Source organism: Streptomyces sp. NPDC002935 (genome assembly GCF_040611295.1).
In the GTDB taxonomy this organism is placed as follows: Bacteria; Actinomycetota; Actinomycetes; order Streptomycetales; family Streptomycetaceae; genus Streptomyces.
This window is the reverse complement of sequence record NZ_JBEXNW010000034.1, coordinates 38,805-63,190: the sequence shown is the minus strand read 5'-3', so window position 1 is coordinate 63,190 and position 24,386 is coordinate 38,805. Positions and strand designations below refer to the sequence as shown.

General features: G+C 72.3%; 17 protein-coding genes. 11 read left to right on the top strand and 6 right to left on the bottom strand.

The window, feature by feature from the left end:
- The first annotated feature begins 69 nt into the window (after positions 1–69).
- Both ABZX90_RS34250 and ABZX90_RS34245 read left to right on the top strand, forming a co-directional pair.
- Positions 70–279: a helix-turn-helix domain-containing protein gene (locus ABZX90_RS34250; RefSeq protein ID WP_121405930.1), complete on the top strand. Its 210-nt coding sequence runs from the start codon at positions 70–72 to the stop codon at positions 277–279.
- Positions 279–848 carry a Clp protease N-terminal domain-containing protein gene (locus tag ABZX90_RS34245; protein WP_355211501.1) on the top strand — a complete coding sequence of 190 codons (570 nt, stop codon included), beginning with the start codon at positions 279–281 and terminating at the stop codon, positions 846–848. The genes ABZX90_RS34250 and ABZX90_RS34245 overlap by 1 nt, the downstream gene beginning before the upstream one ends.
- Positions 849–1,020: 172 nt before the next feature.
- On the opposite strand, the gene ABZX90_RS34240 is transcribed toward ABZX90_RS34245, so the two are convergent.
- Both ABZX90_RS34240 and ABZX90_RS34235 read right to left on the bottom strand, forming a co-directional pair.
- Complete coding sequence (locus tag ABZX90_RS34240; protein ID WP_355211498.1) at positions 1,021–2,100, bottom strand: helix-turn-helix transcriptional regulator; 1,080 nt, start codon at positions 2,098–2,100, stop codon at positions 1,021–1,023.
- Between the two features lies 1 nt (position 2,101).
- On the bottom strand, positions 2,102–3,088 hold the full coding sequence (locus ABZX90_RS34235; protein WP_355211495.1) for a DUF4097 family beta strand repeat-containing protein: 987 nt from the start codon (positions 3,086–3,088) through the stop codon (positions 2,102–2,104).
- A 165-nt stretch (positions 3,089–3,253) separates the two neighbouring features.
- Between ABZX90_RS34235 and ABZX90_RS34230 the strand changes: the two genes are divergently transcribed.
- Positions 3,254–4,093 (top strand): hypothetical protein, encoded by an 840-nt coding sequence (locus ABZX90_RS34230; protein ID WP_351124927.1) that lies wholly within the window; start codon positions 3,254–3,256, stop codon positions 4,091–4,093.
- Between the two features lie 130 nt (positions 4,094–4,223).
- Here ABZX90_RS34230 and ABZX90_RS34225 read toward each other — a convergent pair whose 3' ends face one another.
- Positions 4,224–4,409, bottom strand: a complete 186-nt coding sequence (locus ABZX90_RS34225) for a DUF6104 family protein (RefSeq protein WP_355211492.1) — start codon at positions 4,407–4,409, stop codon at positions 4,224–4,226.
- A 152-nt stretch (positions 4,410–4,561) separates the two neighbouring features.
- On the opposite strand from ABZX90_RS34225, the gene ABZX90_RS34220 reads away from it, so the two are divergent.
- From ABZX90_RS34220 to fxsT, 8 genes are all read left to right on the top strand, one after another.
- Positions 4,562–5,008 (top strand): CU044_2847 family protein, encoded by a 447-nt coding sequence (locus tag ABZX90_RS34220; RefSeq protein WP_351124930.1) that lies wholly within the window; start codon positions 4,562–4,564, stop codon positions 5,006–5,008.
- A 68-nt stretch (positions 5,009–5,076) separates the two neighbouring features.
- Positions 5,077–7,137 (top strand): trypsin-like peptidase domain-containing protein, encoded by a 2,061-nt coding sequence (locus ABZX90_RS34215; RefSeq protein ID WP_355211489.1) that lies wholly within the window; start codon positions 5,077–5,079, stop codon positions 7,135–7,137.
- A gap of 156 nt (positions 7,138–7,293) precedes the next feature.
- Positions 7,294–8,322 carry a MoxR family ATPase gene (locus tag ABZX90_RS34210; RefSeq protein WP_351124936.1) on the top strand — a complete coding sequence of 343 codons (1,029 nt, stop codon included), beginning with the start codon at positions 7,294–7,296 and terminating at the stop codon, positions 8,320–8,322.
- A 7-nt stretch (positions 8,323–8,329) separates the two neighbouring features.
- Positions 8,330–11,641, top strand: a complete 3,312-nt coding sequence (locus tag ABZX90_RS34205; protein WP_355211486.1) for an SAV_2336 N-terminal domain-related protein — start codon at positions 8,330–8,332, stop codon at positions 11,639–11,641.
- A 53-nt stretch (positions 11,642–11,694) separates the two neighbouring features.
- Positions 11,695–11,919: an FxSxx-COOH cyclophane-containing RiPP peptide gene (gene fxsA, locus ABZX90_RS34200; RefSeq protein WP_355211483.1), complete on the top strand. Its 225-nt coding sequence runs from the start codon at positions 11,695–11,697 to the stop codon at positions 11,917–11,919.
- Between the two features lie 212 nt (positions 11,920–12,131).
- Positions 12,132–13,367 carry an FxsB family cyclophane-forming radical SAM/SPASM peptide maturase gene (locus ABZX90_RS34195; protein WP_355211480.1) on the top strand — a complete coding sequence of 412 codons (1,236 nt, stop codon included), beginning with the start codon at positions 12,132–12,134 and terminating at the stop codon, positions 13,365–13,367.
- Positions 13,364–14,947 (top strand): HEXXH motif-containing putative peptide modification protein, encoded by a 1,584-nt coding sequence (locus ABZX90_RS34190; RefSeq protein WP_355211477.1) that lies wholly within the window; start codon positions 13,364–13,366, stop codon positions 14,945–14,947. The genes ABZX90_RS34195 and ABZX90_RS34190 overlap by 4 nt, the downstream gene beginning before the upstream one ends.
- A gap of 279 nt (positions 14,948–15,226) precedes the next feature.
- Positions 15,227–18,238 (top strand): FxSxx-COOH system tetratricopeptide repeat protein, encoded by a 3,012-nt coding sequence (gene fxsT / locus ABZX90_RS34185; protein WP_355211474.1) that lies wholly within the window; start codon positions 15,227–15,229, stop codon positions 18,236–18,238.
- Positions 18,239–18,346: 108 nt separating this feature from the next.
- On the opposite strand, the gene ABZX90_RS34180 is transcribed toward fxsT, so the two are convergent.
- The 3 genes from ABZX90_RS34180 to ABZX90_RS34170 form a co-directional block, all read right to left on the bottom strand.
- Positions 18,347–22,144 carry a multifunctional oxoglutarate decarboxylase/oxoglutarate dehydrogenase thiamine pyrophosphate-binding subunit/dihydrolipoyllysine-residue succinyltransferase subunit gene (locus ABZX90_RS34180; protein WP_351124948.1) on the bottom strand — a complete coding sequence of 1,266 codons (3,798 nt, stop codon included), beginning with the start codon at positions 22,142–22,144 and terminating at the stop codon, positions 18,347–18,349.
- A 281-nt stretch (positions 22,145–22,425) separates the two neighbouring features.
- Positions 22,426–23,562, bottom strand: a complete 1,137-nt coding sequence (locus ABZX90_RS34175; protein ID WP_351124950.1) for a HAMP domain-containing sensor histidine kinase — start codon at positions 23,560–23,562, stop codon at positions 22,426–22,428.
- 62 nt (positions 23,563–23,624) lie between these two features.
- Complete coding sequence (locus tag ABZX90_RS34170; protein ID WP_351124953.1) at positions 23,625–24,362, bottom strand: response regulator transcription factor; 738 nt, start codon at positions 24,360–24,362, stop codon at positions 23,625–23,627.
- Positions 24,363–24,386 lie beyond the last annotated feature (24 nt).

The following is a 24,386-nucleotide window of genomic DNA, read 5'->3' as shown; positions in this document are numbered from 1 at the left end:
CGTATCTCCGGGCGGCCATCGGTGTCAATTCTGGTTGACAGGAAAGGGGTGTCAACGTAAGTTGACATCATGACCGAAGCAACGGATCTTGCCGAGCGCGCGGGTGATCGCGATCCGCGGGTCGGACTGCGGGCGGTCTCCGCGCTGCGGAGGCTGCTGGAGCAGTTGGAAGCGGTACAGGTGCGCAGTGCGCGCAATCAGGGCTGGTCGTGGCAGGAGATCGCCGCGGAACTCGGAGTGAGCAGGCAGGCCGTGCACAAGAAGTACGGGAGGCAGTGATGTTCGAACGCTTCACGAAGGACGCGCGTGCCGTCGTCGAGGGGGCGGTGTCGCACTCGGAGCGGGTTGGGGCCGAGACCGTCGAGGAGGAGCACATGCTGCTCGCCCTGCTCGACCGGGAGGGCAGCCGGGGCTCCTTCGTCCTGGCGTCGCTCGGGGCGACCGGGTTCCGGGAGGCGCTGGAGCGGGATCTCGCCGAGGCGCGCCGCCGGGGCGGGCTGTCGCGCGCCGACGCGGACGCCCTCTCCGGGCTCGGTATCGACCTGTCCGAGATCGTCTCCCGGATCGAGGAGGCGCACGGGGAAGGGGCGTTGGAGTCGGGCAAGCGGGGCGGGAACGGTAGGCGGACCTGGCGTCGGCCCTTCGGGCAGAGCGCGAAGGACACGCTGACGCGGTCCCTGCGGGTCGCTCTCGCCCGCCGCGAGCGGCACATCGGGGACGAGCACCTGCTGCTGGCGATCATCCTGCGGGGCGGGGTCGCCGGTGAGGTACTGGCCGATCACGGGATCACGTACCAGTCGGTGACACGGGTGCTGTACGGGGAGGGTGGCGTGGCAGAGGCCGGGTGAGGTGCGGTGGAGCCGGCAGATCAAGTCCGACCGCGTCCGATCAAGGTCAGCCGAGTCCGATCAAGGCCGGCCGGGGGTGGTGGGGCCGGTGAGCGCCGATGGGGGCCGGCGGGGGCTGTGCACACAGTCCCCGCCGGCTCGTGCGGCCCCCGGGTGAGGAGCACCGGAGGGCCTACGGCCGCCTGCTCCGCAGCGTCGATCCGATGTGGGCCGCCGCGGTCGACAAGCGGCTCCGGATGTCGCGGAGTTGATCCTCCGTGACGCCGTGGTCGCGGGACGCGTCGCGGATGTCGTCGCGGAAGCGGTCCAGTATCCGCTCCAGATCGCGGCCGGGGTTGCCGGTGGAGTCCTCGTGAGCCCAGGCGGGTTCGTACGCGGCGGGGAAGTCCTCGGGCGTAGTTGTGCAGTCCGGCTCCGCGGACGCTCCCGAGGGTGTGCGGCCGAAGCCGAACTCCTTGCCGAAGTCCTTCCCCAGGTCCTTGCCGAAGTTCTTTCCGAAATCGCCGAACTCCTTGGCCAGTTCGGTCAGTCCCTCGCGGACTCCCGTCGGCCAGTCGCCTCGCGCGAAGTGGTCCTGGACCTGGTCCTGGACGCGCTTGGCCATCCGCTGCATCTCCTCCTGGGCCTGGGCGCGGGCCCTCTCCTGCGCCTCCTTGGCCTGGCGGCGGGCACGCTGGGCCTCGTCACGGGCGCGGCGGCTCTCGTCCTTCGCGCGGCGGGCCTGCTCCTTCCACTCCTGCCGGACGCGCCGCATCTCCTCCTTTGCCGCGCGCCACGACTCCTTGTCCAGGTAGTCGTCGGGGCCGCCGGGCTCGCCCGGCGTGGCGTCGTGCTGCTTCGTCCCGGCGCCGCCCTTGGAGCCGCGTCGGGCTTCCGTGGCCGCCGCCCGCATCTCGCGACGCAGGTCACCGGCCGCGCCGCGCACATCCGCGCGGATCTCCGCCGCGAGCTCCGCGACCGACTCGCGGATCTCCAGCTCCAGGTCGGCCAGCTCGCCGCTGCGGTCGGCCAGTTCGGCACGGCCCGCGTCGGTGATCGCGTACACCTTGCGGCCGCCCTCGGAGGTGTGCGTGACGAGTCCCTCGGCCTCCAGCTTCGCCAGCCGGGGGTAGACGGTGCCCGCCGAGGGCGCGTACAGGCCCTGGAAGCGCTCCTCCAGGAGGCGGATCACCTCGTACCCGTGGCGCGGCGCCTCGTCCAGCAGCTTGAGCAGGTACAGGCGCAGTCGGCCGTGGGCGAAGACGGGAGCCATGTCAGAGCACCTTCTTGTCGGTCGCGGTGCCGGCCGGCCGGCCTCCGGCGGCACCGCCGCTCGCGGTGTCGCTCGCACCGTCGTTCGCGGTGTCGTCCGTGGTGTCGCTCGTGGTGTCGTCCGGGCCGGTCGGTGGGGCCACGTCGCGGGGTTCCGGAGCCTCGTCGTATGGCTCGTCCTCCGCCAGGGGCCTGCGCAGCAGGGCGATGGAGCCGGAGACGGTCATCGCCTTCAGCCTGCCGTTGCCCGCGCCGAGGCGGCCGGTGATCTTCTTGGCGCCCCACTGGCCGTTGACCCGCAGGTCCTCGAAGGCGTTGGAGACGGTGCCGCTCGCGGTGTTGGCCTCCACCTCGGCGTCGGCCGGGTGGGGGAGCCGGATGGCGATCTCGCCGGACACGTTCGACAACTGGACGTCGGTGGGCGCGCCCGTGGCGTCGAGGTCCACGATCATCGAGCCGCTCACCGATTCGGCCCGCACGGAGGAGCCGGAGCCCTCGACGACGGTCAGGTCGCCGGAGACGGAGTTGAAGCGGAGGTCGCCGGTGACGGCCTGGGCCTCCAGATTCCCGGAGACGGTGTCCACGCGTACGGGGCCGGCGACGCGGACGAGGGTCGTGTCGCCCGTGACGCCCTTCACCTCGACCCGGCCGTCCACCCCGGAGACCACGGCGGCCGCACCGACCACGCCCACCTCGACGCGTGTGCCGGTCGGGACGGCCAGCGACACCACCACCGCACGGCGCCAGCCCTTGCGGTCGAGCCACTTGAGGAAGCCCTTCCAGGGAAGGTCCTCGTAGGCGACCGTGAGCGTGCCGTTCTCCTGGGTCACCTGGAGCGGGGGGCCCTCCAGCTCGGACACCTCCAGCCGGGCGGAACCCTCGTCGGTCCCCACGACGTTCACTGTTCCGTTGACGATGCGTACGTGCAGCGTCGTCACGGGGTCGTCGAAGGAGAGCTTCTTCGGCTCTGCCACGGACCACTCGGACATGGTGCAGACCTCCTCGACCGGACCGGACCCGCACACGAATCCGAACTCGACGCGCCATATCGCGTCTTCCGCTATTCACGATATATCGCGGATATGGAAAGTCAAGACACCCGTTCTGGGGATCAATGGTGCGTTGAAGTGGGCAAACCGCCCTAAAGTGGGGCTATGTCGACTGCCTCCGGCGAGTCCCGGGACGACCACCCGGTCCAGGCCCCCGGCGCCCTGCTGTTGTGCCGGGCCCGTCCCGAGTCGGTCGGTCCCGCCGCCCAGTTGCTGCGCGAGCGAATGCTGCTCGCCGGGGCGGGACCCGAGTGGAGCGTGCTGGTTCCCGAGGGCCGGCCCTGGCAGGACGGCGCGGAACCCGTCGACCGGGTGCTCACCGGCTGGGCCACCGCGCTCGCCGTCGGCGCCCCCTGGCCCGTCCTCGCCCTGTGGTGGGACACCGACCGCAGCGGCTTCACCCTGGCCTCCGGTTTCCGTCGCACGGTGGGTTACGAATGGCTGGCGAACGGCACCCCGGTCGGTGAGGACGAGGCGATGCGGACCTTCGCCGCACGCCTCGGCCTCGACCCGGTGCTCGACATGCAGTCCCTGGAACCGTTGACGCAGCCCGATCCGGTGGCCGACGCCCACGCGCGCGTGCGGGGGCTGCTCGCCGTCCTCACGCGCGCGGGGGTGCTGCTTCCGGCCGGACTCGATCCCGGGGAGTCGTCGGACCGGCTCCGCGACGCGGTCCGGATCAGGCCGGACGCCGAACAGATCGAGTGGACCGGCTGGCGGGCCGCGGTCGACGCGGAACTCGGTGCCGTGGAGAGCGGCGGTCTCGGGCCCTGGCTGCGCGGCCCGAGGGCGCGCACCCTCGCCGCGGCCCAGCTGACCGTCGGCCTCCCGCTCACCGTCTGGGGGGTGCGGCGCCACAGCGGAGGCTGGATCGTCGTCGGCGCGGTCCTGATGCTCCGCGGCGCCCTCGGCCTGGCGTACGACCACCTGCGCGCCTACGACTGACACGACCGCCGTCCCTCTGGAGGGGGCCCGCGTTCCCGCTCGGGGGAGGGCCCGCCAGGCCGCCCGGAGAGCTTCGGTCCACCCGGAGAAGAAGCTTCGGCCCACCCGGAGAAGAGGAGTGCCCGAGGGGCTACTCGTCCTCGTCGTCCTCGTCGTTCAGTCGGGCCAGCCAGGTCGCCAGCCGCTCCACCGGTACCTCGAAGTCCGGGTTGAGGTCGACGAACGTGCGCAACTGCTCGGCGAGCCACTCGAAGGTGACCTCTTCCTCGCCGCGCCGCTTCTCAAGTTCCTCGATGCCGCGGTCGGTGAAGTACATGGATGGTGCTCCGTCGGTGAAAGGGAAGTGGAACGCTGGGAAAAGGATAGGCGGGGCGTCGGGCCGGCGGAGGGCCTCTGTCGTGGGCGACCCCGTGCGGCTAGCCTGCAAGGTCGGCGGTACCACGGGGGCGTGGGGGAACGGGGGATGCCATGAGTGACGCAGTGACCCGGATCGCACGGATCGAGATGCCGGACGGAACACCGGTGTGGGCCCGGATTTCGGGGGCCGATGAGCTGGAGGAGCAGGGCGGCGAGCTGTCGCTGACGGACGTCGGGTTCGGGGATCGCGTCGAGGCGCAGGTCGAGAGCCTGCAGTCGGTGATCACCAGCGTCGCGCGCTCGCTCGCCGCGCCGCTGCGCGCGGTACGGCCCGACGAGGTCAGCGTCGAGTTCGGCATCGAGCTGACGGCGAAGGCCGGCAAGGTGGTCGGCCTGCTCGCGGACGGCGAGGCCAAGGCGGGCATCACGGTGACGCTCACCTGGAACGGCGGCCCGCCGGACCTGGAGGACACCGGGGGCGAAGCGCACGCGGGCGCGTCTCCCGGCGCCCCCGCGCACGGCGGCACCACCGACGCCTCCGGCGGGGGCGGAGCATGACGGACGGGCACGCCCCGGGCGCACCGGGCGGCCCCGGGAACGCTCACCGTGCGCTCCGTGATCTCGTCATGGCCGCCACCGTACGCATCCATCGCGCGGGCTCCGGGTATGCCCTGGACGAACCCGGCACGTTCCTCGGGAGCGGTTTCTTCATCGCTCCGAACTGGGTTCTGACCTGCGCGCATGTGGTCCGGAGCGGGGAGGGGAACGAGGTGACGGTGGTGTACGAGACAGGGCCGGGCCGCGGAACCTCCGCCGTCGCGGGCGAAGTGGCGACGGCCCTTCCGGACCGTGTCGATCTCCCCGTCCGCGGCACATGGCCGTCCCCCGATCTCGCCCTGGTGCGACTGCGCGAGCCGGTGGACCACGACTGCGCCTACGTCACCGAACGCCCGGCCGCCTACTACGAGGAGGCGGTCGTCTTCTACTCCGGCTGGTCCGTGGTCGGCGGGGAGCTGCGCCGGCTGAGCGGCACCTGCACGGTGCAGGGCACGCTCGGCGGCTGGTCCGACGACGAGCAGATCCGGCTGGGCGGCGACGTGCTGCCGCCCGGTGTCTCGGGGGGGCCGGTCGTCGACCCCGTACGCGGTGAGGTCGTCGGCATCCTGAAATCGCGCGCGGACCGGGGGCTCGGCGGCACCTGCACGGGGGTGGAGCAGTTACGGTCCCTGCCGGTGCCGACCGAGGAGATCCGGGCCGAGCACGACGACAGCTACCAGGCCGTCTTCCACGCCCACGACCGCTACCACCGGGACCGGCAACGCCATCCGGACACCGACCGCAGCACCTGGGCCGACGTCCAGAACCAGCTCGGCGCCCGGCCGGGCCGCGCTCTCAGCCCCGAGGAGCGGACCCAACTGCTCGGCAGGCTCGCCGATCTGCCGCCGCCGGTCAGCACCCGCGCCCTGCTCGGCCTGCTCGAATCCCTGATCGGCGACCAGACCGCGATCCCGCATCCGGCGCCGCGCGGCTGGCGCGACGGGCTCGGGGCGCTGTACGAGAGCTCACGCCATGACGCCGCACTGGACCTCGTCCTCGACTACGCCATGCGGGCCATGTCCGCCGAACGCCCCTTCGTCACGCCCGGCACGCAGGCCGCCGAGCGGGCCCTGTGGGAGTGGGTGCGGCAGACCGCGGAGGGCCGCCCCGGTCCGGCGTACCGGCGCCGTCTTGGCCAACAGTGGATCGAGCGGCTCCAGTTGGCTCCCCGCGGCCCGTCGGCGGCGGAAGCACAGGCAGCGCATGCCACGGCGCACAGCGCCGACCGTGCGCCCCGTCTTTTCGTGCTGCTCGAACTGGAGCAGCTGGGCTGGGAGCCGGGCCGCTGCGACTGGCACGTCTCGGTGGGCCGGCCGACCGGGGAGGTGGTGCGGCTGCGCGACGGCGAGCGCACCCCGCTGGAGGAGCTGCCGGACGTTCTCGCGCCGCCCCTCGCGGAGGCCTTCCGCCAGTGCGACGAACCCGGGCACCCCGCCGTCCTCCAGGTCGCGCTGCCCCATCTGCTGCTCGGACTCGACGTCGACGCCTGGCAGTTCGGGCCCGACGAGCCGCCGCTCGGCGCGCACCGGCCGGTCGTGGTGCGCTGCGCCGACCGGGAGCAGCTGCCCGACCCGGCCGACCCGGCCGACGCGGTCGCCCCGGGCGGAAAGCCGCTCCTCGCCGACGAGGAGCAGCACGAGCGCGAGGCCCGCTGGCGGTGGATCCACGCGCACGGCGCACAGGCCGAAGTCCTCGACTGCGAGGACGGGTTGCGGGTACCCGTACCGGTGGCGGAGTCGCTGCGCGGGCTGCCGCACAAGACCGTCCCGGTGCTCTGCCGCTACGGCGACCACCGCTTCGAGGACGACCCGGTGGCGCTCGTACGGATCGTGCACGGCGGGTACGGCGTCGCGCTGTGGCGGCGCTGGCGCGGGCAGTCCGACGCGGTCTGCGGCGAGTTCCATCGGAGAGCGGGCGACACGGTGGCGGGCGCGGGCGGCGCGGACCGGCTCCCCGAGCTGGTGCACGCCCTGCGGGCCGGGCTGCGCGCGGGCAAACCGGAGACCTACTGGGCCGACGGGATCGCCCTGTTCTACGACGATCCGCGCCGGCCCCTGCCCGGGACCGGGGACCTGCTGGAGGCGCCATGACCGCATCCTCGACCCGCGGTCGCCCGATGCTCGAATCAGGCCGAACTGGGCCGCTATGAGCCCCTCTTGGGACCTTACGGGGCCCTTCGAGGGTCGATACGGTGAGGCAACGATCGACGGCTGCCGTGGTGGACGAGTGACGACGAGGACTGGGCAATGACCGAATCCAGCGAGTGGCTCATCTACCGAGGTGCCGGCGAACCCCACGACGGCCTGGACCGCCTCCCGGCCCCGCCGCCGTGGCGCGATTTCGCGAGCCGGGACACGGCCGGGACCGACGGCGACGGCTCCGAGGACCGCAGGCTGGGCGCGCACCGGCATCTGGCCGAACTGCACCGGCCCGGCGCCGAGGAACTCGAAATGATCAACGCGGCGCTCTACCTGCGCCGCCCGCTGCTGGTCACCGGCAGCCCCGGCGCGGGCAAGAGCACGCTCGCGCATTCGGTGGCGTACGAACTCGGTCTGGGCAACGTCCTGCGCTGGCCGATCGTCAGCCGGTCCACGCTCCAGGACGGGCTCTACCACTACGACGCGATCGCCCGGCTCCAGGACGTGCAGATCGCCGCGCCGCAGGGCGCCGACCCGGCCGCTCCCGGCGCCCCCGGCTCCGTCGAGGGCATCGGCAGCTATATCCGGCTCGGCCCGCTCGGCACCGCGCTGCTCCCCTCGGACACCCCGCGCGTGCTGCTCATCGACGAGCTGGACAAGAGCGACATCGACCTGCCCAACGACCTCCTGAACGTCCTGGAGGAGGGCGAGTTCGCGATTCCCGAGCTGGAGCGCGTCGCCGACCGGCTGCCCGGCGGCGAGGCCGAGGTGCTCACCGCCGACGGCACCAAGGCGCGGGTGCGCGACGGCCGGGTGCGCTGCCGCGCCTTCCCCTTCGTGGTGCTCACCAGCAACGGCGAGCGCGACTTCCCCGCCCCGCTGATGCGCCGCTGCATCCACCTGGAACTGGGCCGCCCGGACCACAAGCGGCTCGCCACCTTCGTACGCGCCCATCTGGGCGACGAGGCGGCGCGGGCCGGGGACGATCTGATCACCCACTTCCTGGAGCGCTCGCGCAGCGAACTCGTCGCCGCCGACCAGCTGTTGAACGCCATCTACCTCACCGACGCGGCCGCCCCGCCCAGCCGCGACCGGCTCGCGGACCTGCTCATCCAGCGACTCGACCGCCCGAGGTGACGCGCTGATGCCCGGCGGCGACCCGATCGCCGAACTCATCGCCCGGATGCGGCAGATCGGGCTGGATCCCGATGCCCGGCAGCTGGCCGACGCGCTGTGGCTGGCGCGCTGGTCGCGTCCGACGGACGCCGTCGGGAGCGAGCTGGGCAGCGTGCCGCCGTCCGGCCGGGGGGCGGTGGGCGACAGCCCCGTTCCCGGGCGTCCGGAGCCGCAGGGCGCCGAACGGCCGCCGCCCGGCGACCGGCCCGAGCCGCCGCGGCGGGACCCGGAGGCGGACCGGCGGGTCGCGCTGTATCCGGAGCCGCGGGACGGCGCGCCCCGCGGATACGGGCAGGGCCGTTCGGCGGTGCTGCCGGTCGGTGTGCCGGCCGCGCCCGCGTTCCCCGCCCCGCTCGAACTCCAGCGCGCCTTACGCCCGTTGCAGGGGTACCGGACCGGAGCGCCGCCCCTGCGCACCGTCCTCGACGAGACCGCCACCGCCGAACTGAGCGCCCGGGCGGGCGGGTTGGTCCTGCCGGTGTTCCGTGGGGTGACCCGGGCCGACGCCGCACTCCAACTGGTGATGGACGCCTCCTCGTCGATGCGCGTGTGGGACCGGATGTTCGCCGAACTGGAGCAGGTCTTCGGCCGGCTGGGCGCCTTCTGGGACATCGAGGTCAGCCATCTGCACCAGGGCCCGGACGGAGAGCCCGCCGTCAGCCGCAGCCCCGAGCCCGGCGCGGCCCCCCTGCACTCCGCCGACCGGCTCAGCGACCCCACGGGCCGCCGCATCACCCTTCTCGTCAGCGACTGCGCGGGCCCCCTGTGGCACAGCGGCCACGCCCACCGGCTGCTGCACCACCTGTCCCGGCTCGGCCCCGCCGCCGTACTCCAACCGCTGCCGCAGCGCCTGTGGAACCGCACCCGGCTTCCGGTGTCGTACGGCGAACTGACCCGCGGCGAGGCCCTCGCGGGCGCCGCCACACTGAAGGTCCGGCTGCCCGCCGGAACCCCGCCCGAGGCACGCGGCGGGGCACTTCCGGTGCCCGTCCTGCCGCCCGAGCCCGCCGCGCTCGGCGCCTGGGCACGGCTGCTGTCCGGGGCCGGGGCGGGACCCGTGGCCGGTGCCGTCGGCTGGGTGCGCCACCACCATCCGGCCGCCCCGAGTGCCCGCCCCGGACGCCGGATGTCCGGGCTCGAACTGGTCAGCCGGTTCCGCGCCAACGCCTCCAAGACCGCCGGGCGGCTCGCCGGCTATCTGGCGGCGGCCCCCCTCAGCCTCCCGGTGATGCAGCTCGTCCAGCGCACGATGCTCCCCGACTCCGGGCCCTCCGAACTGGCCGAGGTCCTGCTCAGCGGCCTGGTCTCGCGCGCCAAGGCCGAGGACTACGGCGCGGACGGCACCCAGTGGTACGAGTTCGCGCCCGGCGTGCAGGAAGCCCTGCTGTCACCGCTGGGCCGCGACGAGGCCATGCTGGTGCTCAAGCACTGCTCCGAGTACATCGAGTACCGCTTCGGCAAGGGCGGCCCCAACTTCCCCGCCCTGGCGCTCGCCCAGCTCGGCGAGAGCGGCGCCGGACGACCGTACGCGCCCGGTTCCGGATACCCGGGCGAGAATGGCGACAACGGCGGCGCCACCCTCGTCCCCCAGCCCTTCGCCGAGGTCGCCGCGCGAGTACTGGAGCGCTTCATGCCGCTGCCGGAGCAGTTCGCGCTCTACGGAGGCCGCGGCCGCGACGACCTGCCCGACGAGCGGCCGACCCACACCGCCGTGATCCGGGCCCGCTCCCTGGCCCGCCAGTTCGGCAGCGACGGCATGGTGCAGGACCTCATCGACGCCGTACAACTGCTGCGCGGCGCCACCGAACACGAACTGCCCGCCGGCGCCGACCCGGAACTCTGGGCCGAGTACGCCAACTGCGTGCTGCTGCTGTGGGAGGTGCAGGGCGGCGCGGAGCTGCTGCGCGAGGCGGAGACGGCCGCCGAACGCGCCGTCGCGCATCCCCGGGCCCTGCGCGAACGGGCCGTCCTGGCCCGGGTGCTGCACGCCGCCGCCACCGACCGCAGGCGGCGCGGCGACCGGCGCGGCGCGCTCGACCTGCTGCAACGCGCCGACCGCGAGTACGCGGTGGCCTGCGCCGCGCCCGAACTGGACGCCACCGAGGCCCTGCGGCTCACCCTGGAGCGGGTGCGGGCGCTGGAGGCCCAGTGGCGCCTGGGCGGCGACAGCGCGCTCCTCCAGGGCGCGGTCGGCATGCTGGAGGCGTTCGCCGACGCCTGGCCCGACCGACGCCACCGGCCCCCCGAACTCCCGCTCGCCCACGGCCGTATCCTGCTGCGCCTGTCGGGCGCCACGGCCGACCACGAACAGGCCAGGCTCTACGCGGAACAGGGCGCGCACTCCCTGCGCGCCGCCCTGGAACCCGGCCCGGAGGGTGCGCTCACCGTCGCCGGTGAGCCCTCACGCGTCCGCATCCTCCTCGACCTCGTCGACGCGCTCCTGAGGTCGGGGGGCGCGCTGGACGACGCCCAGGCCCATGTCGACGAGGCGCTGGGTCTGACCCGTGAACAGGGGTTGCGCTCCGCCCTGCTGGTGCGCGCCGGACGCATCCACCTCGCCCGGTACGCCGACTCGGGCGACCCGCGTGAACTCCAGGACGCCGCCGAGCGGTTCGAGCAGGCGTCCCGCGGCGTGCCCCGGGACGCTCCCGCGCACGCGGACGTCCTCGCCGAATGGGGCGAAGCCCTGCTGCGCCGCGCCGTGCTGGAGAACGGACCCGCCCCGCGCGAGTCGCTGTCCCGGGCCATCCGGGTGCTGCGGGACTGCCGCACCGAGACCCCGGCGGGCAGCGGCGAACTGGCCCACCGTCTGCTGCTGCTCGGCCGTGCGCTGATGCTGCGCTACCGCGCCCGCGGTGACCGGGTGGACCTGCGGGAGGCAGAGCACCTCTTCGGGCTCGCCGCGCTGGAGGAGGGCGCGCCGCTGACCACCGCCCGCTGCTGGCTCGAGCTCGGACAGGCCCAGTTCGAGGCGTACCAGAGCCTCGGCCGCAAGGCGCGGCTCGACGAGGCCATCGACGCCTTCCGGGCCGCGGCCGAGGCGGCGCGCGAGGCCGAGGAGGAGGCGGAGACGGAGCGCGGGCGTCAGGAAGCCGTGGAACTGGGTGCTCGGGCGCAGCACTGGCGGGGTATGTCCTACGAGGCGGCGGCGCGCCCGCGTGCCGCGCGCGAGGCCTACCGGGCCGCCCGGACCGAGTGGTCGAGGCTGCCGGACGGTGTCGTGAGCACGGGCGAGCCGACGGCCCGGCAGACGGCGCAGCGGCTGGCCGAGCTGGAGTGAGCAGCGCCTGCCGGCGACGGCCGGGGCGGAGTCAGGGAAGGCGAGGGGGAACCATGGACGCACGGGACGACGCACGGGACCGCGATGTCGCGGCGGAGCGGCCGCCGGACGGACTGACGGAGGTGGCGGGGCTGCCGGAGCTCCCCGATCTGCTGGACCTCGATCTGGCGGAGCTGCGGACCGTTCAACACCCGGTACTGGCAGAGGTGCTGGCCGATCTGCGGAAGCGGGCCGGAGAGCCGAGCGAGATGCTGTGGGGGTTCAACAACGCTTTCTGAACGGCAAAGTGAGCCAGAGGCGGTCAACTGCCGTTAACGAGCGGTCACTTCAAGTCCTCTCCTGTGATTGAACCGGACAACTTCGAACGGGCGGCGTTTGTGTCCGGCCCGTGTCCGGGAATGTCGCCCCGTACGGGCAGGGGGCCGAGGCGCGGTTCGCGGTGTGGGATCGCGTGGCCGTACATCATGGGGGTGCCGGAGTGTCTGGAGAGGTGACCTCCCCGATCTCCATGACCTCCGTGCCGTACTCCGAACCGTCGTTGTCCGCGCCGCCGCCGTACGAACCACCGCGGTCCGAACCGCCGTTCCCCTTCCGGCAGTTCATCGTCAAGACGCACGGCCGCTGCAACCTCGCCTGCCGCTACTGCTACCTCTACGAGGGCCCCGACCGCACCTGGCGCACCCGCCCCGCCGCCGCCCCGCCCGGCGTCCTGGCGCGGACCGCGCTACGGATCGGTGAACACGCCCGCGCCCATGGCCTGACGGACCTCTCCCTCGTCCTGCACGGCGGCGAACCGCTGCTGGCGGGTGTGGGCACCCTCGCCCGGTTCACCGGCCTCGTACGCGACCGCGTCCCGGACGGCTGCACCGTGCACGCCACCGTCCAGACCAACGCCACCCTGCTCACCGAGCGGCGGCTCGCCGTCCTGGCCCGGCACTCCATCCGCGTCGGCATCAGCCTGGACGGCGGCCTGCCCGAGCACAACACGCAGCGCACCGACCACGCCGGCCGCCCGTCCTGGCCCGCCGCCGCACGCGGCGCCCGCCTGATCGCCGAACGCTGCCCGGAGGCGTACGCCGGGATCCTCATCGTCGTGGACCCCACGACGGACCCGGTCGAGCTGTACGAGTCGCTGCTCGCGTTGCGAGCGCCGGCCCTCGACCTGCTGCTCCCGCACGGCAACTGGTCCGCGCGGCCACCGCATCGGGGCAGCTCGGGGACTCCCTACGGCGACTGGCTGTGTGCCGTCTTCGACCGCTGGTGGGAGGCCGGGCGGCGCGAGACGCGGGTGCGGCTCTTCGAGGAGTGCCTCGCGCTGCTCCTCGGGCTGCCCGCCGCCACCGAGTCGCTCGGCCTCGCGCCCTTCGACGCCGTCGTCGTGGAGACGGACGGCTCGATCGAGCAGGTCGACTCCCTCAAGTCCTGCTACGAGGGGGCGGCCGAGACCGGCCTCGACGTCTTCCGCAACCGCTTCGACGACGCCCTGCGCCACCCCGGCATCGCGGCCCGGCAGGCGGGCGCCGCCTCGCTGTCCGCGCACTGCCGTGCCTGCCCGCTGCTCTCCGTCTGCGGCGGCGGACACTACGCGCATCGATACCGGGCCGGACACGGCTTCGCCAACCCGTCCGTGTACTGCGCCGACCTCCAGCGCTTCATCCGCCATGTCGCGGGGAGGCTGGCCGGGGCCGCCGCCCTCCCCGCCTCCTCCGAAGGAGGCGTCCCGTGATCCTGCCGGCGGTCCCGGAACGGGCCCTGACCGAACTCGGCCGCACCGAAGGCGGCCCGGAGACCCTCGGGCTCCTGGTCCGCGACCAGCACACCCGACGGCTGCTCCTGCTCCGCGCGGTCCTCGACGCGGCCGAGTCGGCCGACCGGAGTATCTGCCCCGCCGCCGTCCTGACCCGGCTGCGCGAGGACTGGGCCCTGCTGGAGGAGGCCGAACGGCTGGAGCCGCCCGCCCACCGCACAGGGCGGCCCTACGGGCCTGGTCCGGGAACAGGGCGGACGGCTGATGCCCCGCCGCCGCCCGAGGGGAGTGCGGGGCCGGCTCCGGGAACAGGGCGGACGGCCGCTGTCCCGCAGCCGTCCGAGGGGGGTGCGGCGTCCGGGAACAGGCCTTCGCCTTCCCCCGTCCGTGCCCTCCTCCTCCACCCCTTCATCGGTCCCTGGGCCCGGGACGCCCTGCGTGCGCTCGAGGCCGGAACGGGCCCGCGCACCGAGCGGGACACCCGCGAACCGGCCCGCGCGCTCGCCCACTTCGGATCGCTCGCCGCCGTGGCCGCCGCCCGTGCCGGGGTGTCCTACACGGTGCGGCTGACCGCCCGCGACGGCGTACTGACGCTGCCGTCGCTCGGGGCGCTGCGGACCGGCGATTCCGGGGACACGGTGGTGGGCGTCGTGCACCGCCGGGGGCGGCTGACGCTCCGGCGGCCCGGCGAGACGGACGTGGTCGTCCGGCTGGAGAGCTGTGCCGGCGCATGGTCGGACGCCCCCGCCTGGACACCGGCCTTCGCGCTGCCCGGGCTGCTGCCCGGCTCCGCCGCCGTACCGCTGGACGACCTCGACCCCTACCGGACCGCACGCGGAGGACCCCGCCCGGACACGCTGAGCGGCCCGGTCACCCTCGCGGACGCCGACCACAAGCACTGGCTGCACGCCTGGTCGGGCACCGCGGCCGTGCTCGGGCTCGGCGGCGAGCTGCGGCTCGCGGAGGCGGTGGCCCTGCTGACCTGTCTGGTTCCGCTGTCCGAGCCGCCCGGCTCGGTGCCCGGCCGGCCCGGCGGCAGTTGCAGCGGCACCCGGCGCGAGGCCTTCGGCGCGGTCCTCAGCAGCGTGCCGGCGACGGCGACCATGTTCGCGGCCACCCTCGTCCACGAGATCCAGCACACCAAACTCGCCGCACTGAGCGAGATGGTGACGCTCCATCACGCAACCCAGCAAGCACGCCACTTCGCACCCTGGCGCACCGATCCACGCCCGTACGACGGCCTGTTGCAGGGCGCCTACTCCCACCTGGCGCTGGCGGACTTCTTCCAGCGCACCGCGCTCGCCACCACGCTCCCCGCCCGCCGGGACGCCGCCTGGGAGCAGCACGCGCGCTACCAGGAACAGGTCGGGGCCGTCCTGCCGGCGCTCGTCGGATCGGGCGATCTCACCGTGCCGGGACGCCAGTTCGTCGACCGCATGGTCGAGGTGTACGAACGGCTCGCCGAGCAGCCGCCGCCGCGCGGACCGGCGGCGCGCGCGACGGCGTACGTCCGGGCCGCCCGCACGCTGTGGACCCAGCGCCACGCACTGGGCGAGTGAACCGCCCATCGTCGCCCGGGGGGCGCGGCCCGGGTCGGGTGAGGCGACCCACGCCCGGCGAACACGCCCCGTGCGCCCGCCGAACGAGCCACGCCATGGCCCTGTTTTGAGCCAGCCGCGTCCGAAGATCGTGGGTTCCCGGACGCGGGGCGGCGGGTGAGTAAAGATCGTCGCTGAACACGTCGGAAAAAGGACCGTGGAGCAAGCGACTGGCGTCCGTCGGCGCCCTATCGCGGACCACCGCAGCGGTTCTAAAATCACGCGCGGGGAGGCCGCTGCATGTCTGGAGCTCGTACGCCGGTCGGGCCAGCCGAGAGGGGGTCCGTGAAGCAGACCGTCACCATCAGCTTCGCCGGTTTCAACCGGGCCTGGGCGGCCTGGATCGGGGACCGTCTGGAGCGGCGTGGCCATCGTGTGGTGTACCAGCGCTGGGACGCTCCGGCCGAGGTGCCCCTCGCCGACCTGCTGCGCGACCTGACACTGGCCCGGGGCCGGATCCTGATCGTCGTCAGCGAGTGGTACTTCCAGCTCGGCCCGCGCACCTACGAGGAGTGGAACGCCGCGCTGCGCGAGGTCGTCGCGCCCGACCCGTCCCGTTTCGCGGCCGTCTCCGTCACCAACAGCCCGCTGCCGACGGCCACCACCGTGCTCGGCGCGGTCGACCTCAGCAACATGGGCGCCGACGAGGCCGAGCGCCGCGTCCTCGACCGCCTCGACCTGCCCTCCGAACCGCTCCCGGAATCCGTCGAGGGCACCCGGCGCGGCCCCCGCTTCCCGGCAGCCATGCCCGAGGTCTGGGGCGGCGTACCGCGCCGCAACACGCGCTTCACCGGCCGTGAGCCGCTCCTGAACGACGCCTACCACCTCCTCCAGGGCGCCGAGGCGGGCGCGGGCGTCGTCACCCTGCACGGCATGTCCGGCGTCGGCAAGACCCAGCTCGCTGCCGAGTACGTCTACCGGTTCGGCTCCGAGTACGACGTGGTGTGGTGGGTCAACGCCGAGAAGCGGGTCACCTACCGGCGCCGACTGGCCGAGCTGGCACCGCAGTTGGGACTCTCCACCGGCGCGGAGTACGGCGAACGGCTGCGGGCCGTACGCGACTCGCTGCGCCGCGGCGACCCGTACTCCCGCTGGCTGCTGATCCTGGACGGCGCGGACGAGCCGGACCAGATCTACGACCTCGTCCCCACCGGGCCCGGCCACGTGCTCATCACCTCGCGCAACCCCGAGTGGAGCGAGCACAACAGCAAGCTGCTGGAAGTGCCGGTCTACGGCCGCGACGAGTCCGTCGCCTTCATCCGCCGCCGCGCACCCCGCCTCACCGAACCCGAGGCCGACCAACTCGCCGAAGCCCTGGAGGACCTGCCCCTCCTGCTGGACCAGACGGCCGGCTGGCTCAACGACTCGGACCTGTCCGTCCAGGAGTACATCGCCCTCCTGGACGGCGGCATCGACCAGGACGTCGTCAAGATCTCCGCCGACTTCCCGGTCGCCTTCCAGACCGCCTGGTCGATACTGCTGAACAAGCTCCGCGACACCGTCCCGGAGTCCGTCGATCTGCTCCGCCTGTGCACCTTCTTCGCGCCGGGCTTCATCCCCGTACGCCTCCTGAAGGAGATGCCGCACGACCAACTGCCCGAACAGATCGCCGGCCTGCTCAACGACCCGCTGCTGTGGAACAGGGCGATCAACCAGCTCCGCCAGTACTCGGTGGTCCGCCTGGAGTCCCACGAGGCGGCCGGCGACGAGGCGGCGTCCTCCGGCGAGTCGCTGTATCTCCACCGCATGGTCCATCAGATCGTCCACAAGGACATGCCCGACGCGGACCGCCGCGAGTTCATCGACGTGGTCCGGCGCGCGCTGGCCGCCGCGGACCCCCGGCGGCCCACGGACACCCGGCTGTGGAGCGGCTACGCGGAGCTCGTCCCGCATCTGAAGTACGCGGACGTACTGAAGAGCAAGGACTCGGCGGTCCAGACACTGGTCTTCAACTGCCTTCGCTACATGTACATTTCGGGCGAGTACCGGTCGGGCATCAAGCTCGGCGAACGCGCCCTCGACGCCTGGCGGACGCTGCTCGGGGAGAACCACCCGAGGATCTGGGAGCTGACCCACCACTACGCCAACCTGCTGCGGGCGGTCGGCGACTACGAGCGCACGGAGACGATCGAGCGCGCCGCCGTCGACCATCTGCGCGAGCAGCGCGGCGAGCAGGACCTCGACCATCTGCGCGCGGTCAGCGGCCTCGGCGCGGACCTGCGCGGCCTCGCCCGCTACGACGAGTCGCTGCAGCTCTCCCAGCGACTCGTGCTGACGTACCGCGACCTCCTGGGCGAACAGGATTCACGGACCCTCGGCGCCCAGAACAACCTGGCGGTGTCCCTGCGACTGCTCGGCCACTACGAGGAGGCACTGGACATCGACCGGCGGACACTGGAATCCCGCCGACTGCTGCTGCGGGCCCGCCATCCGTGGGCGCTGTCCTCCGAACTCCACTACGCCGTCGACCTGCGTCTGCTCGGTCGCTACACCGAGGCCGAGTCGATCCAGGCCAAGAACGTGCGGGAGTACCGTCTCGTCATGGGGGCCGACGCGCCGCAGACCCTTGAAGCCGAACACAACCTCGCCCTGTGCCAGTACCGCACCGGGGACCGCGCCGCGGCGGGCACGCTGCTCACCCGGGTACTGGAGCGCTGCGAGCGCGCCCTCGGCGAGACCGATCCGCAGACGCTCAGATTCGCCGCCTCCACCAGCTGTTTCACCCGCGAGCACGGCGACATCGACCAGGCCCGGGAGCTCGGCGAGTCCGTCGTCGCCCGGTACGAGGTGATGCTCGCCGAGGGACACCCCTTCATCGCCGGTGTCCGCGCCAACCACGCCCTGGTCCTGCGCAATGTCGGCGAACGGGAACAGGCCCATGTCGTCATCGAGCAGGCGCTGGCCGACATGACCGCGGCGGTGGGGGAGGGCCACCCCTGGACGCTGGGCTGCGCCATCAACGCCTCCGCCCTGCGCAACCTGGTCGGCGACCCGGAGCGGGCCGCCTCGCTCAGCCGGGAGACGGTGACCCGGGCCACCGAGACCCTCGGCCGCACCCACCCGCTGACGCTCTCCGCCCGTATCGCCCTCGCCGCGGACCTACGGGCCCTGCGGGACGGCCGCCAGGCCGAGAAGACGGAACAGGAAGCCCTCTCCGACCTGGACGCCACGCTGGGCCCCCGGCACGTCCACACCATCTCCGCCCGCTCCCGGAACCGCCCCTACTGGGACTTCGAACCGCAGGAGACGTGAGACCCGGCCGGGGCCGTCGGCCCCGCCACCGCCCCGTAACGCCGAAGGGCCCGGCCCCGAGTTCGGATGAACTCGGGGCCGGGCCCTTCGTACTGCCGTGCCGGAGGCCTAGGCCTCGAACACCTCACGCACCAGCTGCTCCTGCTCCGCCTGGTGCCGCTTCGCGGAACCGACGGCGGGGGAGGAGGAGTGCGGGCGCGAGATGCGGCGCAGGCGCTCGCCGTGCGGGACGTCGGCGCCGACCGCCAGGTCGAGGTGGTCGATCAGGTTGAGCGCGATGAACGGCCAGGCACCCTGGTTCGCCGGCTCCTCCTGGGCCCACAGGTACTTCTCGGCGTTCGGGTACTTGGCGATCTCCGCCTGGAGCTCGGCACCCGGCAGCGGGTACAGGCGCTCGATACGGATGATCGCCGTGTCCGTGCTGCCGCGCTTCTTCCGCTCGGCCTCCAGGTCGTAGTACAGCTTGCCGGCGCAGAACACGACCTTGCGCACGGCGGCCGCCTCGACCGAGTCGTCACCGATGACCGGGCGGAACTGACCCGTCGTGAACTCTTCCGCCTTCGACGCGGCGGCCTTGAGGCGCAGCATCGACTTCGGGGTGAAGACCACCAGCGGCTTGTGGTGCGGGTTGTGCACCTGCCACCGCAGGAGGTGGAAGTAGTTCGACGGGAGCGTCGGCTGGGCGACCGTCATGTTGTTCTGCGCGCACAGCTGGAGGAAGCGCTCGATACGGGCCGAGGAGTGGTCCGGGCCCTGGCCCTCGTAGCCGTGCGGGAGCAGCAGGGTGACGCCGGACGTCTGGCCCCACTTCTGCTCGGCGGCCGAGATGTACTCGTCGACGACCGTCTGCGCGCCGTTGACGAAGTCACCGAACTGCGCCTCCCACATGACCAGCGCGTCCGGGCGGGCCAGCGAGTAGCCGTACTCGAAGCCCATGACCGCGTACTCGGAGAGCAGCGAGTCGTAGACGTTGTAGCGGGCCTGGTCGTCCGAGAGGTACTGGAGCGGGGTGTAGTCCTCGCCCGTGACCCGGTCGATCAGTACCGCGTGACGCTGGCCGAAGGTGCCGCGGCGCGAGTCCTGGCCGGACAGCCGGACCGGCGTGCCCTCCAGGAGCAGCGAACCGATGGCGAGGGTCTCGCCCATGCCCCAGTCGATCGTGCCGTCCTCGATCATCGCCGCACGGCGCTGGAGCTGCGGGAGCAGCCGCGGGTGCACGGTGACGTTGTCGGGGATGTTGACCTGGGACTCGGCGATCCGCTTCACGATCTCCTGGGAGACCGCGGTGGACACGGCGACCGGGAACTCGGCCTGGACGTCCGGGACGTGAGCCTCGGGCGCCTGCGCGACGGCTTCGCGGACCTCGGTGAAGACCTTCTCCAGCTGGCCCTGGAAGTCCTGCAGAGCCTGCTCGGCCTCTTCGAGGGTGATGTCGCCGCGACCGATCAGGGACTCGGTGTAGAGCTTGCGCACCGAGCGCTTCTTGTCGATCAGGTCGTACATCAGCGGCTGCGTGAACGCCGGGTTGTCGGACTCGTTGTGTCCGCGGCGGCGGTAGCAGATGAGGTCGATCACGACGTCCTTGTTGAACGCCTGGCGGAACTCGAACGCCAGCCGCGCGACGCGGACGACGGCCTCGGGGTCGTCGCCGTTCACGTGGAAGATCGGCGCCTCGATCATGCGGGCCACGTCGGTGGCGTACATGGAGGAGCGCGACGACTCCGGGGCGGCGGTGAAGCCGACCTGGTTGTTGATGACGATGTGGACCGTGCCGCCCGTGCGGTAGCCGCGCAGCTGCGACATGTTGAGCGTCTCGGCGACCACACCCTGGCCGGCGAAGGCCGCGTCACCGTGCAGGGCGACCGGCAGGACCGTGAAGTCGGTGCCGCCCTTGTTGATGATGTCCTGGCGGGCGCGGACGATGCCCTCGATGATCGGGTCGACCGTCTCCAGGTGGGACGGGTTCGCGGCCAGCGCGACCTTGATCTGCTCGCCGTCCAGGCCGGTGAAGGTGCCCTGGGCGCCCAGGTGGTACTTCACGTCGCCGGAGCCGTGCATCGACTTCGGGTCGAGGTTGCCCTCGAACTCGCGGAAGATCTGCGCGTACGACTTGCCGACGATGTTCGCGAGGACGTTCAGCCGGCCGCGGTGGGCCATGCCGATGACGACCTCGTCCAGGCGGGACTCCGCGGCGCTGTCGATGACGGCGTCGAGGAGCGGGATGACGGACTCGCCGCCCTCCAGGGAGAAGCGCTTCTGGCCGACGTACTTCGTCTGCAGGAAGGTCTCGAAGGCCTCCGCCGCGTTCAGGCGGCGCAGGATGCGCAGCTGCTCCTCGCGCTCCGGCTTGGTGTGCGGGCGCTCGATGCGGTCCTGGATCCACTTGCGCTGCTTCGGGTCCTGGATGTGCATGAACTCGATGCCGGTGGTGCGGCAGTACGAGTCGCGCAGCACACCGAGGATGTCGCGCAGCTTCATCAGGGACTTGCCCGCGAAGCCGCCGACGGCGAACTCGCGCTCCAGGTCCCAGAGCGTGAGGCCGTGCTCGGTGATGTCCAGGTCGGGGTGCTTGCGCTGGCGGTACTCCAGCGGGTCGGTGTCGGCCATGACGTGGCCGCGGACCCGGTAGGAGTGGATCAGCTCGAAGACACGGGCGGCCTTGGTGACGTCGTCGTCGTGGCTGGCGTCGATGTCCTTGAGCCAGCGGACCGGCTCGTAGGGAATCCGCAGCGACTCGAAGACCTCGTCGTAGAAGCCGGTCTCGCCGAGCAGGGAGTTCGCCACGACGCGCAGGAACTCGCCGGAGGCCGCGCCCTGGATGACCCGGTGGTCGTAGGTCGACGTGAGCGTCATGACCTTCGCGATGCCGAGCTTGTTCAGGGTGTCCTGGGAGGTGCCCTGGAACTCCGCCGGGTAGTCCATGGAGCCGACGCCCATGATGACCGACTGTCCGGGCATCAGACGCGGGACCGAGTGGACGGTGCCGAGGCCGCCGGGGTTGGTCAGGGAGACCGTGACACCGGTGAAGTCGTCCATCGTCAGCTTGCCGTCACGGGCGCGGCGGACGATGTCCTCGTAGGCCTGCCAGAACTCGAAGAAGTTCAGCGTCTCGGCCTTCTTGATGCCCGCGACGACCAGCTGGCGGTCACCGTTGGGCTTCACCAGGTCGATGGCGAGGCCGAAGTTGACGTGCGGCGGCTTGACGAGGGTGGGCTTCCCGTCCTTCTCCGCGAAGTGCCAGTTCATCGACGGCATGGCCTTGATGGCCTGCACCATCGCGTACCCGATGAGGTGGGTGAAGGAGATCTTCCCGCCCCGGGCCCGCTTCAGGTGGTTGTTGATGACGATGCGGTTGTCGAAGAGCAGCTTCACCGGGACCGCGCGCACGGACGTGGCCGTGGGCACCTCCAGCGAGGCGTTCATGTTCTTCGCGACGGCACCGGCCGGACCACGCAGGGTGACGTACTCGGGGCCCTCGGGCGCCTCGGCCGCCGGAGCGGCCTTCGGCTGCGCGGCGGCCGGTGCGGCCTTCACGGGCGCCGGGGCGGCGGCAGCGGGCTTCGGAGCCGCCGGAGCGGCGGCCGGAGCGGGCGCGGGCACAGCCTGAGGAGGAGCCTGGCGAGCCGCGGGCGCCACAGGGGCGGCCGGCGCGGCAGGCGCGGACGTGGTGGTCCCTGCGGCCCCCGCGGCCGCAGCACCCGCCGGAGCCGGGGCGGCGGCCGCCCCGGACTTGTAGTCGGCGAAGAAGTCCCACCAGGCTCGGTCTACCGAATTCGGGTCCTGGAGGTACTGCTGATAGATCTCGTCGACGAGCCATTCGTTCGCACCGAAGGCGGCCGCGGGGTTCTTCCCGGCGGCTTGGTCATCGGTCGAGATGCTCGAGTTACTGGGGGACTGTGGCGACACGGCGGCAACCGCCCTCTTCCGCTTCACAAGGTGATGGACAGCGGGAATAAAGGCTACGCCTCCCTGGCCGAGAAGGTCAGGCCGGGCCCGTCCAACGTCGCGCAAGTCACATCGGAATCCGTGTTTCGGCTGTGGAAATGGCGGGAAACAAGCGGGGTTCCGCCTTGGAATGGGTACGTCGACCAGGGGTCGCGGCATCCTTCACGCGGCCCTGTGCCTGATCACACGTGTACGCCGGCGGCGACAACGATGGATCTTGCGGCTCCGGTTCGAACTTTACGTCAACTTGGCAGAGAAGGGAGTCCCGGAAGGATGACCTGGATCCGGCAGCCCCGCTGGGATTCGGCCACTCCGATCCGTCCGCCGTGCAGATCGACCGCCCAGCGGGCGATGGCCAGGCCCAGACCCGTACCGCCGTCGCTGCCCGGACCGTGCGGCGCGGGCACCCCGCCCCGGTTGAACCGCTCGAAGACGCGGTGCCATTCCGACTTCGGGATGCCGGGCCCCTCGTCCAGGACCTCCAGGGCCAGCGACTCGGGGTAGTTGCCCCGTCGCGCCTTCACCGTCACCCGGCCGTGCGGCGGGCTGTGCTTGACCGCGTTGTCGATGAGGTTCGCCACGACCTGGTGGATCCGCTCCGGGTCCGCGTGCGCGGTCAGCTCCGGCGGGGACACGTCGAGGTGCAGATGGACGTCCGTGCGGGTGTGGCTGCCCGAGCCCGAGGCGATGTCCGCGCGCGCGGAGGCGACCATGTTGGCCTCCTTCAGCACGCCGGAAAGATAAGGCCACACCTCGAAACGCCGCCGGCGCAGCGGTACGACGCCGTTGTCCAGCCGGGACAGGTCGAGGAGCGTCTCCACGAGCCGCCCGAGCCGCTCCGTCTGCTTCAGCGCCGTGCGCATCGTCTCGGGGTCGGCGGCCGAGACACCGTCCACGACGTTCTCCAGGACCGCGCGCAGACCCGCGATCGGGGTGCGCAGCTCGTGCGAGACATTCGCGACGAGTTCCTTGCGCTGGCGGTCCTGGGCCTCCAGCTCGTCGGCCATGAGGTTGATCGTCTGGGCCAGGTCGCCCAGCTCGTCCCGCCGGTCGTCCCGCACCCGGCGGGTGTAGTCGCCGTGCGAGATGGAGCGGGCCACCGCGTTCATCTCGTCGAGCGGCGCGGTGAGCGAATGCGCCACGAACTGCGTGATCAGCAGCGTGGCGATCATCGAGAAGACCGTGATGAAGCGGAGCTCCGTCTTGGTGTGCACCGCGATCATCGACAGACCCGTCGTGATGAGCACGGAGATGACGACCAGGGCGCCCAGCTTGGTCTTGATGGAGAAGGGCCGCACGCCGCCCCAGGGGCCCGCGCTTCTGCGCTCCCCGGACGCGCGCTCGCCGAGCACGCGTCCTCGCTCTCCGAGTCCGCTCATCACATCAGCCCCTCACGCAGGTCCCGATCATGAAGGTCCCGACGTTCCGACGGAGGCCCGGCTCAGGGAGTCGGGCTCTCCAGTGCGTAGCCCACGCCATGCACCGTACGGATCCGATCGGCACCGATCTTGCGACGCAGCGCCTTGATGTGGCTGTCGACGGTCCGGGTACCGGAGGCGTCCGCCCAGTCCCACACCTCGGCGAGCAGCTGCTCGCGCGAGAGTACGGCACGCGGCGTGTTCGCGAGGCAGACGAGGAGATCGAACTCGGTGGGAGTCAGATGTACGTCCTCGCTGCGCACTCGCACCCGGCGCTGCGCGTGGTCGATCTCCAGCTCGCCGAGGCGCAGGATGCCGCTGCGCGGTGTGGAGGCCGCGACCACGGCGCGCTCGACCCTGCGGAGCAGGACGTGCACGCGAGCGGCCAGCTCGCGCATCGAGAACGGCTTGGTCATGTAGTCGTCGGCGCCGACGCCGAGCCCGACCAGCATGTCGGTCTCGTCGTCGCGCGCGGTGAGCATCAGCACCGGCACCGGGCGGGCGGCCTGCACACGGCGGCAGACCTCCAAGCCGTCGAAGCCGGGCAGCATGATGTCGAGGATCAGCAGATCGGGCTGCCAGGCCTCGGCGGTGTCGACTGCGGCCGGACCGTCGCCCGCGGTTTGCACGAGGAATCCCTCGGCTCGCAGGCGGGCCGCGATGGCGTCGACGATCGTCGGGTCGTCCTCGACGACCAGGACCCGGCGCTGAGCGCCCGGAGTCGCCGCCGTGCCGTTCTGGGAGGTGTGTGTCTGCTCCATCGCCCGCCCCTGAAGTGTGCGTTC

Excerpts from the sequence above, each read along its gene's own strand:
- ABZX90_RS34250 (WP_121405930.1), top strand. The coding sequence starts at position 70 with ATGACCGAAGCAACGGATCTTGCCGAGCGCGCGGGTGATCGCGATCCG.
- ABZX90_RS34245 (WP_355211501.1), top strand. The coding sequence starts at position 279 with ATGTTCGAACGCTTCACGAAGGACGCGCGTGCCGTCGTCGAGGGGGCG.
- ABZX90_RS34240 (WP_355211498.1), bottom strand. The coding sequence starts at position 2,100 with ATGGCTCCCGTCTTCGCCCACGGCCGACTGCGCCTGTACCTGCTCAAG.
- ABZX90_RS34235 (WP_355211495.1), bottom strand. The coding sequence starts at position 3,088 with ATGTCCGAGTGGTCCGTGGCAGAGCCGAAGAAGCTCTCCTTCGACGAC.
- ABZX90_RS34230 (WP_351124927.1), top strand. The coding sequence starts at position 3,254 with ATGTCGACTGCCTCCGGCGAGTCCCGGGACGACCACCCGGTCCAGGCC.
- ABZX90_RS34225 (WP_355211492.1), bottom strand. The coding sequence starts at position 4,409 with ATGTACTTCACCGACCGCGGCATCGAGGAACTTGAGAAGCGGCGCGGC.
- ABZX90_RS34220 (WP_351124930.1), top strand. The coding sequence starts at position 4,562 with ATGAGTGACGCAGTGACCCGGATCGCACGGATCGAGATGCCGGACGGA.
- ABZX90_RS34215 (WP_355211489.1), top strand. The coding sequence starts at position 5,077 with ATGGCCGCCACCGTACGCATCCATCGCGCGGGCTCCGGGTATGCCCTG.
- ABZX90_RS34210 (WP_351124936.1), top strand. The coding sequence starts at position 7,294 with ATGACCGAATCCAGCGAGTGGCTCATCTACCGAGGTGCCGGCGAACCC.
- ABZX90_RS34205 (WP_355211486.1), top strand. The coding sequence starts at position 8,330 with ATGCCCGGCGGCGACCCGATCGCCGAACTCATCGCCCGGATGCGGCAG.
- fxsA (WP_355211483.1), top strand. The coding sequence starts at position 11,695 with ATGGACGCACGGGACGACGCACGGGACCGCGATGTCGCGGCGGAGCGG.
- fxsT (WP_355211474.1), top strand. The coding sequence starts at position 15,227 with ATGTCTGGAGCTCGTACGCCGGTCGGGCCAGCCGAGAGGGGGTCCGTG.
- ABZX90_RS34175 (WP_351124950.1), bottom strand. The coding sequence starts at position 23,562 with ATGAGCGGACTCGGAGAGCGAGGACGCGTGCTCGGCGAGCGCGCGTCC.
- ABZX90_RS34170 (WP_351124953.1), bottom strand. The coding sequence starts at position 24,362 with ATGGAGCAGACACACACCTCCCAGAACGGCACGGCGGCGACTCCGGGC.